Consider the following 14158-nt stretch of genomic DNA (forward strand, 5'->3'; position numbering starts at 1 on the left):
AGGTCAGTCGTTATCGACCCAGCAAATTACTCATGGTCAGTCGGCAACAGCGCCAGCTGTGCCAGCGCGGGAAGGGTATACTTTCACCGGTTGGGATGTCAGTTTTGCTAATATCACTTCAGCTTTAACAGTGACAGCGCAATACAGTCAGAATGTGTATGTCGTAAGCTTTGTCGATGCCGAAGGTCAGTCGTTATCGACCCAGCAAATTACTCATGGTCAGTCGGCAACAGCGCCAGCTGTGCCAGCGCGGGAAGGGTATACTTTCACCGGTTGGGATGTCAGTTTTGCTAAAGTGACATCAGCTTTAACAGTGACAGCGCAATACAGCCAGAATGTGTATGTCGTAAGCTTTGTCGATGCCGAAGGTCAGGTGTTATCGACCCAGCAAATTACTCATGGCCGGGCTGCGACTGCACCAACGGCACCAGAGCGGGAAGGTTATACCTTCACTGGCTGGGATGCGGACTTTAGCAAAATCACTGCTGCCTTAACGGTAAAGGCCCAGTATAAAGATCGTCTATATCAGGTCAGTGTCAATACGGTCGCAGGGGTGACGATCAGCCCAGCGCAACAAGCAATTCCCCATGGCCAATCTGCGGTGTTTAGTCTGACGCAAACCGATCCGGCGCTTTATCTGCAAGTGCATGGTTGCGGTGCTGTGCTGCGACAACAAACCATCCACACCACCGCCATTACGGCAGATTGTATGGTCGAATTGCAAAGTTTCGCTGCTTTTGCGGTGCAAGCAGCCGTCCAGACGAATCTGGTCACTGCCAATCAGTCGGTTGCGGTAACTGTCAGCGGTGGTAGTGGCCAGTTCCGCTGGTTGGGTGGTGAGGTGTTGCGAGCGAACCAGCTGCAGCAGCTATCGCCAGAACAAGTCAGCACTCTCTTCAAGGCGGTTTCCGCCACTGAATTTATCTTTAGCAGTCAGCAAACCGGTCGTTATCAGTTGCAGTTGCAGGATGAACAAAGCCAGCAAATTCAGATACTGACGCTGGAAGTGCATCCATTTGTTGCTTTTACTGCCGCCTCACAACAGGTTGCACAGCAAACGGCAGCCAAAATCAGTATTTGGCTCAGTGATGAAGCGATCAGCTATCCGGTGACGGTAGAGTTTAGCGCTGAAGGCGTTCAGCTTAGCGAGGAGAAGTTGTTGATTGACCTTCAGGACGAGCGGCGTCGCAGTTATCAGTTATCGGAGCAGACCAGTAATAATGCCACGATCAAGCTGACCGCAGTCAGTTCAGACAATGCGGTTTTGGGCACACCGGCGATCCATCAACTGCAGACTGGCGCTATGGCCAGCACTGCTGCGTTGCAGGTCAGCATAGAACAGGACGGTTTATCTGGTTATGCCGTCAGGCAGGAAGCTGGTTTGATCAGGTTGCAGGCTGGCAATAGTCACGACAAAGTGCTGGATTATCGCTGGGAGTTAGGCGAGTTAGCTGTCGCTGCTGTGGTGGAAGCTGATGTGATGATGCTGGATCCTGCCAAGTTACAAGGCCGTTATCAGTTTAAGCTGCAAGCGACTGACAATAACCAAACTCTGGAAACGGATGTGGTGTTGTTGGTGGTGGCTGGTTGCGCGCATGATCATTGTGGCAGCGAGCTTGACCAGAGCGGTCTGCCAGCGGCAGCGAATTTATTCACTGCCCAGCCTGGCCGATTACCACTCTGTCCAAAAGTTGAGCAGGACCAGAATGGCCGAGTCAGTAGCTGTACCCCGGCCGAAGCAGGCGTTAGTTATTTGGAAATTCCGGCGCAATATCAACTGACGCTGGGTCAACAAAGTGAGGCCAGTTCCTGGGCCAGTGGTCAGTTTGGCGTGGCGTTGAATGACGGCGCTTTACCTGATCAAGGCTACCAGCAACAAAGCCAGTTGGTCGATTTTGAGATCCGAAACCTGAATAATCAGGGTGAAAGTGTGCCTGTTGTGATCCCGTTGCCGCAAGGTCGTCAGATCAATACTGAAAGTGTCTGGCGTAAACATCACAATGGCCGCTGGTTTGATTTTGTGCAAAACAGCCGTAATCAGTTGTTTAGTGCAGGCAAAAATAGTGAAGGCCGTTGTCCGTTGGTGTCAGATGTGGTGTGGACACCGGGTTTAACTGCGAAGGATGAATGTGTGCGGTTAATTATTGAAGATGGCGGTCCAAATGATGCTGATGGTAAAGCCAATGGTGTCATTGTTGATCCCGGAGTACTGGCGCAGGTTGTACGGACCGATAAAGTCTATAACACTGCGGGTGGCAGCACCGGCTGGTGGTCTTTGGTCGGTTTGTTGGCATTGGTGCTGCGGCGTCGGGTTGGACTGCTGTTGCTAGTGGCGGGTTCTACACCTGTGGTCGCAGAGCCCATGGCGCTGGATAAGATATATCTGCGTGCGACTGTTGGTCAGATGGATACCGACAGCCGTTTTCAGTTACAAGGTCAGCAATTTAGCGCGGAGCAGGAGCAGCGGCTGGCCTGGCAACTGCAGGGTGGTTATCAGTTAAATACATACCTGGCGCTGGAAGGCGGCTGGTTGGATGCTGGTGAGTTAACGGTGCGCCTGCCTGGTGTGTTGCAACAGACTGAGTTGCCTGATGTTGCACGACTGGTCAGCGGTTCAGGTTATGGTCCAACATTGGCGGTGCGCTTGTCTTATCCTCTGGCTGGCCCGGTGTCCGTGTTTGGTACTGCTGGTGGCTGGTATTTAATGCAGCGGCAGCAGTTATTTGATACTGCTGCTGAATCACGCTCGCAGCAAAATTGGCAAGCTGCCTACACCGCGGGTCTAAGCTGGACCTTGTCAGAACAATGGTCCGTTCAGCTTAGTTATGGTAGCTATCAGACATCACCACAAGTCAGTAATCTGACCGCTGTCGGTATTCAGTGGCATTTTTGATCTTGTTAACTGCTGGCAAATTACAGTTTTAGTCGCTGGCAGCTTTCTATTGTTGACCCCGCCTTTGTTGCGGGGTTTTTTATGTGTGCGCAGTTATCTGACTGTGTCCGCGCCGAAAATCGAGCTACTCAGCTTAAATCGCATTATTTAGGATCCTCGACTCAACAAAAGTCTTGATGTGGAGGACTTGCTATGCCGCGCCCAAGAAGAACTCAGATGAGTGTCGAACTGCTTTTTAATATCCCCCATTTCTATTATTACTGCAGTCGTGTCGTTTGGCGTGCACTCTTTTGTAGATAAAGAGTATGGGGTAATGATGCTTTTTCGGCTAAAAACTATGACCATCGCTGAGCTTGGCAAGTTGTTTCATGGCCCTGTTGAAACCTTGCAAGAATTTACCCCAGATTCAGATAATCATTGCGAACACTTAGAAAAGTGACGATGACACTTTGCGCTTTGTTGCCAGTACCTCAACGTGGCTGACTTCAAACTTAGTCATTGGCTTTACCTTTCTACACCGCCAACCAAACAATGGGCTGTGTGACTCTGACTAAAAATCACTATTTTTCAGTTAAATAGCACTATTTAGCCATCATCCACTTGAACTATACCTTGTCGGTTTATTTGCGACTTAATGACTTGTCGTTGCTTGAATCTAAACTCCGAGTGAATGATGTTGTTTTAACTTGGGTGGCCGGATTTCTTGCACTCACGCTGACCACTTTAGCCGCTTCATTTGGGGTGCTCAGCCTCTTTTGGTTGCTCCAACGCAGAGCTAAGCGCTTCGAGGCGAGGCCTAGTAAATAAGCAGAATTTACAGAACATAGCGTAGGCGTAGTGCCGTTTGTTCAACAGGGGATAACGCGAGCCACTGTTCTCGGATTTCCACGGCTTCCTGCGGATAGTCGGTAATGAGCACATCGGCTCCCAGCGCCAACATGCGCAGCATTTGCCGTGGATTATTTACAGTCCATACATGCACTTGCTTGCCACCTTTGTGTGCCCGGGCGATAAATTTTTCGTTAGTAATCGATTGATTGACCGCTAAGAATTGTGTATTCGCTTTAATGGGATCGCCAATGGATTGAGTGACGATAAGGCCAGTGTGAATGGAAGGATCGAGTCGTTGCACTTCTTCAATGGCTCTTGCTTCGAGCGACGTAATCACCACTTGTTGTGTCATTTTCTCTTGTTGCAATAAGGCGACAACGGCCTGCGCTAAGCTGGGATCGGCTTGATTATATTTAAGCTCAATGTTCAAACCGATTTTGTTGCGTGCCTCATTAAGCATCTCTAGTAGTGTTGGTACGGATTCACCTGTAAAGGCGGCACTGTGCCAACTCCCCGCATCGAGTTGTTGTATTTCACTCGCACTGAGGTTGGCAACTCGCCTAGAATCGCCCGCTATGCGCATTAAATCAGCATCGTGCAATACCATTAAGGTGCCATCGGATGCCGTTTGCACATCGATTTCGGCATAATCCGCCTTTTCTGCAATCGCTAAACGCAAAGCCGCAAGGGTATTTTCTGGTGCCCTAGCAGCGCCAGCACGGTGGGCAGTAATCAGGATGTCATCCCTTTGTGGTTCACTATTGAGGGCATATACCCCTAATCCCAACATGATTAAAAAAGTGCCGATCAATACCCCGCTTATCGTATAAAGCGACAGCTCAGACGTTCTTTTTACCGTTTGTCGCCCAAGGCGTTCTAACCCTGCGGGTTTTTCTCCCAGTTGGCGGTATAACAGCAAGATGATAAAAGCTTCGCCAAACATGCCGAGTAAGGACCATGCCGCACTGAGCATAAAAATCAGTGCAGAGACGAGGGCCAATATGGCTAATTCTGCCGAAAGTGTCAGCGTAACCCTATCGAGTAAAGTATCGGCTCCCCAGGAGATCAGCAGTATTAAGGGATACACCAAAGCACCTATCCTCAACCACCAACCCGCAGCGTGCCACATAATCGGGCGTTCATTGCCTGCGCTTAATTGCCAGCTGCGTTTGAGTGCCGTCAAAGCATCGGTCGTTTCACTGACAATAATCGTCAGTGAAAAGGCCGCTTTAGCCCACAGATATAAGGCAACAAGGACATAGATTATCGCTAAGAAGGCCATACTCGTTAAGGCGAGATACCAGTCTATAGGCTTGAAATACAAGTAGTAATTAATATCGTGTCCCTGTAGAAATACGCTGAAAATCAGATACCCTAACCCGATAAAAGGTACGCTGAGCAGCAACAAGCAAGCCGCATAAATGCTACCAAGGCGAATAAATACGGGTAAGCGCGCAGTCGCGAAAATCAGCGCCCGCACTGGGCCAATGGGAATATCGTATAAGCCAGATGCTGCGAGAATCGTGACTCCAGCACGTTGGGTAAAAAACACGGTAAAGCTGCTGAATAGAGTAATGACCATAAACAGCAAGCCATAGGGAGACATGGCGAAGGCGATCAAGTCGTAATTGGTTATGGTGACATTGCCCGTTTTGGCAATCAGATGGCGCAATAGCCAGCCAAAAGACGGGACGATAATACCCGCCGACACTAAGGTAAATAGCAGTTCAAATTCAATGAGTTTTCTACCGCAGCGACGAATGGCTTTAAGCGTGTCATGCCAGTAACTGTGTTCAGGATTGAGCATGCAGCTTCCTTAATCGTGCGAGTTTAGGACTGTAATTTAGCAGCGTTTCAGGTTGACGGTTAGTCATTCGTGCAATGTTTTGAGCTGGTGAGTCAGTTGTTATTATCCATAAAGCAATAAATACACTGATTATTTCAAGTTTCCGAGCTGCGCCTATGTCGGGTCGTTTGTCATTGAGCTTTCTTCAAAGTGTAATAATAGATAGCTCGTTAAGTTGGTTCACTCGATTTAGTATCGTCGCCAAGTTTATTGGTATCGCAATCTTTCTCTATTTTAAACATTGGGTTGAGTATATTCGGCTGTGAGTGTGCTGATGGTGATACCTTCTATCCTATTCTCATGTTGAGTCGACATTATAAATAAATTACTTATCCCAGAAGTGCACAATATCGCAGATTAAGCCTGTCTATGTTTTGTTGCTTATTCAATATTTTGATTTTTTTGTGGATAAAAATCAAAATATTGAGATGTAAATTTGGTGATTAATCTAGGTAAGACCTGTGTATACATGTTTGCCTCGTTAAAATCCGTGAATCAGATTTACCTCGTCTGGTTTACATACTAAAATTTCACGCAATTTACCCGTGTCAAAGGGATTGCGTTGGTAACAGTCGTTCTTTTATGTCGTTCTACATGATAAGAATTTGCTTATAAATAAAAGAGTAGTAATAAATTGTCTTATAAAAAATTTAATGCATTTTTGAACGCAAACATGCGGACCTTTGAAATGGTTGGTGTTCTAATGCGCATATTTAGTTTCTCACTTGTCAGTTGGCTTGGCCCTGAAAGTCCTTTTATGTTTGTTTGGATTTTCAACACGATAGATGCTGTTTTGCTAACATGGTGTGCCGCTTTACGCAAAGATGCCGCTTACACGTTACTTAATGGTTTTTGGATTTTGATTGGTATTGTAGGGATCGCAAGAGCTGGCGGATTGATTCACTAAGTTTTCTGGTTCATGTCAGTGAATCACTCAACCCCAGACTGATTCATCACACCGCCAAAACATGCCCTTAAGCCCTGTTATCGGGTATTGGAGGGCATTTTTTTACCCTAAAATGAATCAAATTCATTAAGAACTGATTCAAGCCATCTTGATGATGCCACATTATCAACATAACGAGTTTGTGATGGCGGCGCAGTTTCCTGTAACTCAAATTGCATAAGGCTAATGGCTAAATTAGATCGTTAATATGCGCGGGAGTTGATGAGATTAAGCACTGGCATGTAAGGGACCGTTCGTGACAGGGATGTCACGGTCGAGCCCTCAAGGATGAGTTTATGGCGCGTCACTGGAAAGCCAGTGCTTAATCATTTTCTGATTATTTGCACATTGCCGCACACTCAGTACAGGGTTGCTTAGTTGACACAATCAACTAATCTCGATATTGTTGATACAGTCAACTATATCGAGAGCCTTCTATGTCGTCATTGTCACTCAGTGAAACTTTACACAGATTAGTGCATGCCTACAAAAAGCAATTGCGTAGCGATATTGCTGCACAAGAGATTGATTTACCTGTCACTCATATCCGAGCCTTGAAGGGCGTGTGTCGCAATCCTGAATCGACAGCCCAGTCTATCGCCCTGCGTATGCAGCGGGATAAAGCGCAAATTACCCGTGTTCTCAATGAGCTACAGCAGAGTGGGTTGATCACTAAAATCGACAACCCTAAGGATGGCCGCAGCCAGTTGCTGCGACCCACGGCTGAGGGGGAAAAGATCATGACTCAGATCAATGCCTCAGAACGTAAAACCGTGGCGCGCATGACGCAGGCGCTCAGTTCAGACGAAGTTGATACTTTTATTAAACTTGCCAATAGGATCAGTAAAAGTGTGGATGATGCCGCTGCCGCCAAAAGTGAAACTGATTGCCTTACTCAAAAAAGACCATCTAGTAAGCCAAAAGATACGGCTGGAAAAGGAGCCATTGAGTTGCGCTTAACGGCAGAAAACGCAATAGGAGAAAATCATAATGAATAAACCTGCACCACGTGAGCTAGAAGTGATCCGCTCGACTTATATCACCCCGCATATGCTACGTATCACCTTAGGCGGTGCGGGATTGGCTGGATTTCCTGCCGATCAAGAGAGTGCCTATATCAAGTTGTTATTCCCACAAGCGGGTGAGCGTCCATTAATGCGAACTTACACTATCCGTCAGCAACGCAATGATGAAATCGATGTGGATTTTGTACTGCACGATACCGACGGCCCCGCATCGAGTTGGGCGAAAACGGCGCAGGTGGGCGATATTATTCAAATCGGCGGACCCGGGCTTAAAAAACTGATCAACTTTGAGGCGGATTGGTTTTTACTCGCAGGTGATATGACCGCCTTGCCCGCTATCAGCGTGAATCTGGCACAATTGCCAAACAATGCCGTGGGTTACGCTGTGATTGAAGTATTGAGCGAAGCCGACATTCAGCCTTTAGTACATCCTGAACATGTTGAGCTGCATTGGGTGATCAATCCTGAAACCGATCCCGAAGGTCGCCCTTTGGTCGAGCGAATTGCCCAATTACCTTGGCTTGCTGGCGAGCCCGCCGTATGGATTGCCTGTGAATTTAATAGCATGCGCGCGCTAAGAAGATACTTTAAGCAAGCGCATTCATTGCTTAAGAGCCATTTTTATACCTCGAGCTATTGGAAAATAGGTTGTAACGAAGGTGAGCATAAACTGGTAAAACAAGAAGATGAGCAGTTAGAAAATGGGGCCAGTGTTTAAATTCAGATAAGGTCGCCAAGTTTGATTTTGCGACCTTATCTAACGTTTCGCTTATGCCGTTTTTGCTGCTGATGCACCTATTATTGATGCACCTATTATTGATGGAACTATGCTACTGGTGAACTAGCTTGCCATTCTTCACCACATCTTTGCAGGGATTGACGCCGTAGCTGTAGGCCAACTGCGCAGGCGTGGCGATATCCCACAGACAAAAATCGGCTTGTTTGCCAATGACTAAACTGCCGACGTTATCTTCAATCCCGAGTGCCTTGGCGGCATTTAAGGTGAGGCCTTTTAAGGCTTCTTCTGGCGTTAAGCGGAACAAGGTGCAGCCCATATTCAGCATTAACAGGGTTGAGCAAATGGGGGATGAACCTGGGTTGAAATCGCTGGCGAGCACCATAGGTACGCCGTATTGGCGCAGTAAATCGATAGGTGGTTTTTGGGTTTCCCGCAAAAAGTAAAAGGCGCCCGGCAGTAGTACGGCGCAGGTGCCGCTTTCACTTAAGGCTTTTACGCCTGTCTCATCTAAATATTCGATATGATCTACAGACTTAGCACCAAGACGTGCTGCCAGTGCACTGCCACCCATATTAGTTAACTGCTCGGCATGGAGCTTAATCTCTAAGCCCGCCGCTTTGGCTGCGCAGAGTACCCGTTCGGTTTGCTCAAGGTTAAAGGCGATATTCTCGCAGAACACATCTACCGCATCGGCGAGGTTTTCGGCGATCACTGCGGGCAGCATCTTATTGATAATTAAGTCGACGTAGCCGTCGCTATTGTCTTTATATTCTGGCGGAATTGCATGGGCGCCAAGGAATGTGGTCTTCACATCTACGTGGTGATGCTTGCCGAGCTCGCGGGCGACACGCAGGATTTTCAATTCAGTTTCAGTATCTAAGCCGTAACCTGATTTGATCTCAACCGTAGTCACCCCTTCTTTGGCGAGCGCGTTTAAGCGCTGGCGGCCGAGTTCAAATAATTCTGCTTCATCTGCTTCGCGGCAGGCTTTAACGGTCGAAATAATGCCGCCACCTGAGCGGGCAATTTCTTCGTAACTCGCGCCTTGTAGGCGTAACTCAAATTCATTGGCGCGATTACCGGCAAAGATTAAGTGGGTGTGGGCATCAATCAATCCTGGGGTGATCCAGCCGCCTTTGCCTCTGTAAACAGGAATGGACAACACATCGAAGGCGGGCAGTTCGCTGCGGGGGCCAAGCCAAGCAATTTTGCCATCTTTAACTGCGATAGCCGCATTGGTGATCGCGCCATAAGGTGCTGATATGGAAGGGTCCATTGTGGCTAAGTTAACGTCAATCCAAACCTGATCCCAAGACATGTATTCCCCTCGCTGTGCTGGCAGATGTTAACCAAGTGATTAACGGTTTATTAAATTTATGTGAGCTAGCTTGTATTTACTTGTATATACAAGCTAGGATTGTAGCCGCTATTTTCACCGTTTGAAAGTGGCATGACAGACCCGTGTCTTTGTCGCCTTCGTCTGTGCCCCTTTAGCAAGCATGACTTTCGCAAGGGCACAGGAACAAGAAGCTGAATTTAAGAGGATGTGTTTTGGCTATTCCTAAGTTTGCAGAAATTAAGCAATACATTATCTCCTCTATCGAATCTGGCGAGTGGGAAGAAAACGCCCGCGTGCCTTCCGAGAATCAGCTGGCCGACTTGTTTACCTGCAGCCGAATGACGGCGCGACGTGCGTTAACCGAACTGACGGATAGCGGTGTGCTTGAGCGTTCTCAAGGGCTAGGCACCTTTGTCGCAGGGTGTAAATCCCAGTCGTCTATGTTGGCGATCCGCAATATTGCCGATGAGATAAAAGACCGTGGCCACGGCTATAGCGTGCAGCAATGGGTGTTAGAACAAGTCGTGGCGAGTACGAGTGTCGCAATTTCCCTTGGACTTGAGTACGGTGCGACAGTCTTCCATTCGATCTTAGTGCATTGCGAGCAGGGCTTACCATTGCAAGTCGAAGAGCGTTATGTGAATCCCGAGTTGGTGCCCGATTATTTATGGCAGGATTTTACCCAGCAGACACCCCACGAATATTTGTCCCAAGTGGCACCGCTGACCGAGGCGCATCACACGATTGAAGCGATTATCGCCAGTGAAGAATTACAGCAAAGGCTCGAAATCCCCGCCACTGAGCCCTGTCTACAGATTTTACGCCGCACTTGGTCACACCAAGGCGTCGTGAGTTTCGCAAAATTAGTTCACCCAGGTAGCCGCTTTAAACTCGGCGGCCACTTAACCTTTAGCAAGTAACGCCAGTGGCGTGATTAACAGATGTAAATCAGTAACTTTGATAGCTGTACCCTTATAAGTTAAAAGATAAAAACACAATAAAAACAATAGTGCTAACCCGTATTAGCGACTTAGCGAATATGAGTTAGCACCACAGGTTGAAAGAGGAAAATTCAATGGATAAGCGCCACGACCCAAGCCGCCGCATTATTGCACCGCATGGCACGCAATTAAGCTGTAAGAGTTGGCTCACTGAAGCGCCAATGCGTATGTTAATGAACAACTTACATCCCGATGTCGCCGAGCGCCCAGAAGACTTAGTCGTCTATGGTGGTATCGGCCGCGCCGCCCGCGATTGGGACTGTTACGACAAAATTATCGAAGTTTTACAACGCCTCGAAGACGACGAAACCTTATTAGTGCAATCGGGCAAACCTGTGGGCGTATTTCGCACCCATGCGGATGCACCGCGCGTGCTGATTGCTAACTCAAACCTAGTGCCACACTGGGCGAACTGGGAGCATTTCAACGAGTTAGACAAGCTCGGTTTGGCCATGTACGGTCAGATGACGGCGGGTTCTTGGATCTATATCGGCACTCAAGGCATAGTCCAAGGCACCTACGAGACCTTTGTGTCGGTCGCAAAACAGCACTTTGAGGGCATCTCTAAAGGCAAATGGATCCTTACTGGCGGGTTAGGTGGTATGGGCGGCGCACAAACGCTGGCGGGCACTATGGCTGGCTTCTCAGTGTTAGCCTGTGAAGTCGACGAAACCCGCATCGATTTCCGCCTGCGTACTCGTTATGTTGACAAAAAAGCCACTTCGCTCGATGAAGCATTAGCCATGATTGAAGAAGCGAACCAAGCTGGTAAGCCAGTATCAGTGGGCTTATTAGCGAATGCCGCCGATGTGTTTGCTGAATTAGTTAACCGCGGCGTTACCCCAGATGTGGTGACCGACCAAACCTCGGCACACGATCCGTTAAACGGTTATCTGCCGCAGGGTTGGACTATGGCTGAGGCCGCCGCCATGCGTAAAACCGACGAAGCGGGCGTAGTGAAAGCGGCGAAAGCTTCGATGGCGGTGCAAGTACAAGCCATGCTCGACCTGCAAACCGCGGGTGCAGCCACGCTCGATTACGGTAATAACATTCGCCAAATGGCGTTTGAAATGGGCGTTGAAAATGCCTTCGATTTCCCAGGTTTTGTACCTGCTTATATTCGCCCACTGTTCTGTGAAGGCATTGGCCCGTTCCGCTGGGTGGCGTTATCTGGCGATCCCGAAGATATCTACAAAACCGACGCTAAAGTCAAAGAACTGATCCCAGATAATCCACACCTGCACAATTGGCTAGACATGGCGCGCGAGCGTATCGCCTTCCAAGGTCTGCCAGCGCGTATTTGCTGGGTTGGCTTAAAAGATCGCGCTCGCTTGGCGTTAGCTTTCAATGAAATGGTCAAAAATGGCGAGTTGTCGGCGCCCGTGGTAATCGGTCGCGACCACTTAGATTCTGGCTCAGTGGCCAGCCCGAACCGCGAAACCGAATCTATGCTGGACGGCTCAGATGCGGTATCCGATTGGCCATTATTGAACGCGCTACTCAACACCGCTAGCGGTGCAACTTGGGTATCTTTGCACCACGGCGGCGGCGTCGGCATGGGCTTTAGCCAACATTCGGGTGTGGTCATTGTGTGTGACGGTACCGATGCGGCGGCAAAACGGGTTGGCCGCGTGTTGTGGAACGACCCAGCGACAGGCGTGATGCGCCATGCCGATGCGGGCTACGAGATTGCGAAAAACTGCGCCAAGGAGCAGGGCCTCGATTTACCTATGCAAGACTAGCCGATGCTAACGACTCAATAACAATAATAACTAAAAGCTTGGAGCTAAAAATATGAAATCTGTGAATCACTTAGTGTTAACGCCGGGCAGCTTGAGCCTAGCGCAATTGCGCGAAATCAGCCGTCATAAGTTGACACTGGAACTCGCACCAGATGCTATTACTGATATCAACACCAGTGCGCAAATCGTGCAAAAAGTGTTGGATGAAGGCCGTACTGTTTACGGCATCAACACGGGCTTTGGCTTGTTGGCCAATACCAAGATAGCGCCCGAAGATCTGCAATTGCTGCAACGTTCTATCGTGTTGTCACATGCCGCTGGCACGGGGCAATACATGCAAGATGCCACAGTGCGCTTGATGATGGTGTTAAAAATCAACTCATTAAGCCGTGGTTTTTCAGGCATTCGTTTAGAAGTGATTAACTTCTTAATCAGTTTAGTGAACGCCGAAGTTTATCCCTGCGTGCCAGAAAAAGGTTCAGTCGGCGCCTCGGGTGACTTAGCGCCACTGGCGCACATGTGTTTGCCTATGCTGGGTGAAGGCGAAATGAGCTATCGAGGCGAGTTAATTTCTGCCGCCGAAGGTTTAGAAATCGCTGGCCTTAAGCCAATCGATTTAGCGGCCAAAGAAGGACTCGCTTTGCTTAACGGCACGCAAGCGTCGACTGCGCTGGCGCTGGAAGGGTTATTCCACGCTGAAGACTTGTTCGCAGCAAGTTCAGTGATCGGTGCTATGAGTGTCGAAGCGGCTATGGGCAGCCGTAGCCCGTTTGATCCTCGCATCCATGCGGCGCGTGGTCAGAAAGGTCAAATCGATTCGGCCATGGTCTTCCGTCATCTACTGGGTGAAGAGTCTGAGATCAGCTTAAGTCACGTTAATTGTGAAAAGGTGCAAGATCCTTACTCACTGCGCTGTCAGCCACAGGTGCTGGGTGCTTGCTTGACCCAAATTCGTCACGCGGCCGATGTGTTAGGCACAGAGGCCAATGGCGTAACCGATAACCCACTGGTGTTCCAAGATACAGGCGATATCATTTCTGGCGGTAACTTCCACGCCGAACCCGTGGCTATGGCGGCGGATAATCTGGCGATTGCGATTGCTGAACTGGGCTCCATTGCCGAGCGTCGTATTGCGTTATTGATCGATTCTAGCCTATCTAAACTGCCGCCATTTTTGGTAAAAAACGGCGGGGTGAATTCGGGCTTTATGATCGCCCAAGTGACGGCGGCGGCATTGGCGTCTGAGAACAAGACCTACGCTCATCCGGCATCAGTTGACAGCTTGCCAACATCGGCAAACCAAGAAGACCATGTTTCTATGGCGACCTTTGCGGCGCGCCGCTTGCGCGATATGAGCGAAAATACCCGTGGTGTACTGGCAATTGAATTGTTAGCGGCGGCTCAGGGTTTAGATTTCCGCGCTCCTTTAGCCCCAAGTGTCGCAGTAGCTAAGGCTAAAGCCGAATTACGTGAAGTCGTCGCTTATTACGATAAAGACAGATACTTCGCGCCAGATATCGAAGCCGCGACAGATTTGTTGTATACAGCGAGCTTTAACACTTATCTGCCAGCAGGAACGCTAGCCAGCTTTTAGGCGTTTGTTTTAGTTTAATGGCTGAACAGGTGTTTACTCCGCGGGAATAGGCTGCACTGAGGCGCTTTTGTTATCGCGCCCAGATTTTGCGCCTCAATGCGCTAAAAATAAGCGTTAAAAGGCAAAATTTAAGGTGCAGGCAGATTGCTTGTACCTTTTTCTTTGGTTTTTATCTGCTTTTCCTCGATCTTTGTCTTTGCCA

General features: G+C 48.8%; 10 protein-coding genes. 8 read left to right on the forward strand and 2 right to left on the reverse strand.

Translation table 11 applies throughout. From position 1 onward, the window contains the following. Together KO537_RS19655 and KO537_RS23275 are read left to right on the forward strand one after the other, a co-directional pair. Positions 1 to 2893, forward strand: a 2893-nt coding sequence (locus tag KO537_RS19655; protein WP_219235459.1) for an InlB B-repeat-containing protein, incomplete at its 5' end; no start/stop codon positions are given. Positions 2894 to 3206: 313 nt separating this feature from the next. Next, a complete protein-coding gene (locus tag KO537_RS23275) occupies positions 3207 to 3332 on the forward strand; it encodes a hypothetical protein (protein WP_276572377.1) in 126 nt (41 codons plus the stop codon). Positions 3333 to 3707: 375 nt separating this feature from the next. On the opposite strand, the gene KO537_RS19660 is transcribed toward KO537_RS23275, so the two are convergent. Further along, positions 3708 to 5531 (reverse strand): glycerophosphodiester phosphodiesterase, encoded by a 1824-nt coding sequence (locus KO537_RS19660; protein ID WP_219235461.1) that lies wholly within the window; start codon positions 5529 to 5531, stop codon positions 3708 to 3710. A 673-nt stretch (positions 5532 to 6204) separates the two neighbouring features. Here KO537_RS19660 and KO537_RS19665 point away from each other — a divergent pair. The 3 genes from KO537_RS19665 to KO537_RS19675 all read left to right on the forward strand — a co-directional run bounded on the left by KO537_RS19665 (position 6205) and on the right by KO537_RS19675 (position 8259). Further along, complete coding sequence (locus tag KO537_RS19665; protein ID WP_014610083.1) at positions 6205 to 6477, forward strand: hypothetical protein; 273 nt, start codon at positions 6205 to 6207, stop codon at positions 6475 to 6477. Positions 6478 to 6953: 476 nt separating this feature from the next. Then, entirely contained in the window at positions 6954 to 7514 is a 561-nt protein-coding gene (locus KO537_RS19670) for a MarR family winged helix-turn-helix transcriptional regulator (RefSeq protein ID WP_113941237.1), read from the forward strand. Beyond that, positions 7507 to 8259, forward strand: coding sequence for a siderophore-interacting protein (locus KO537_RS19675; protein ID WP_219235462.1), 753 nt, complete (start codon positions 7507 to 7509; stop codon positions 8257 to 8259). The genes KO537_RS19670 and KO537_RS19675 overlap by 8 nt, the downstream gene beginning before the upstream one ends. Before the next feature lie 112 nt (positions 8260 to 8371). Here KO537_RS19675 and hutI read toward each other — a convergent pair whose 3' ends face one another. Beyond that, entirely contained in the window at positions 8372 to 9598 is a 1227-nt protein-coding gene (hutI, locus tag KO537_RS19680) for an imidazolonepropionase (protein ID WP_219235464.1), read from the reverse strand. A 233-nt stretch (positions 9599 to 9831) separates the two neighbouring features. Here hutI and hutC point away from each other — a divergent pair, with 233 nt between their 5' ends. From hutC to hutH, 3 genes are all read left to right on the forward strand, one after another. Next, complete coding sequence (gene hutC, locus KO537_RS19685) at positions 9832 to 10539, forward strand: histidine utilization repressor (protein ID WP_219235466.1); 708 nt, start codon at positions 9832 to 9834, stop codon at positions 10537 to 10539. 155 nt (positions 10540 to 10694) lie between these two features. Further along, the gene (gene hutU / locus KO537_RS19690) at positions 10695 to 12362 is read left to right on the forward strand and encodes a urocanate hydratase (RefSeq protein ID WP_173496972.1); all 1668 of its coding nucleotides are present in this window, start codon (positions 10695 to 10697) and stop codon (positions 12360 to 12362) included. A 52-nt stretch (positions 12363 to 12414) separates the two neighbouring features. Continuing rightward, positions 12415 to 13956: a histidine ammonia-lyase gene (gene hutH / locus KO537_RS19695; RefSeq protein WP_219235468.1), complete on the forward strand. Its 1542-nt coding sequence runs from the start codon at positions 12415 to 12417 to the stop codon at positions 13954 to 13956. Positions 13957 to 14158: the final 202 nt, after the last annotated feature.

Source organism: Shewanella sp. NKUCC01_JLK (assembly GCF_019345615.1).
In the GTDB taxonomy this organism is placed as follows: Bacteria; Pseudomonadota; Gammaproteobacteria; order Enterobacterales; family Shewanellaceae; genus Shewanella; species Shewanella oncorhynchi.

Coding starts and splice junctions, on each gene's coding strand:
- hutH (WP_219235468.1), top strand. CDS start 12,415: ATGAAATCTGTGAATCACTTAGTGTTAACGCCGGGCAGCTTGAGCCTA.
- KO537_RS19670 (WP_113941237.1), top strand. CDS start 6,954: ATGTCGTCATTGTCACTCAGTGAAACTTTACACAGATTAGTGCATGCC.
- hutI (WP_219235464.1), bottom strand. CDS start 9,598: ATGTCTTGGGATCAGGTTTGGATTGACGTTAACTTAGCCACAATGGAC.
- hutU (WP_173496972.1), top strand. CDS start 10,695: ATGGATAAGCGCCACGACCCAAGCCGCCGCATTATTGCACCGCATGGC.
- KO537_RS23275 (WP_276572377.1), top strand. CDS start 3,207: ATGATGCTTTTTCGGCTAAAAACTATGACCATCGCTGAGCTTGGCAAG.
- KO537_RS19660 (WP_219235461.1), bottom strand. CDS start 5,531: ATGCTCAATCCTGAACACAGTTACTGGCATGACACGCTTAAAGCCATT.
- KO537_RS19675 (WP_219235462.1), top strand. CDS start 7,507: ATGAATAAACCTGCACCACGTGAGCTAGAAGTGATCCGCTCGACTTAT.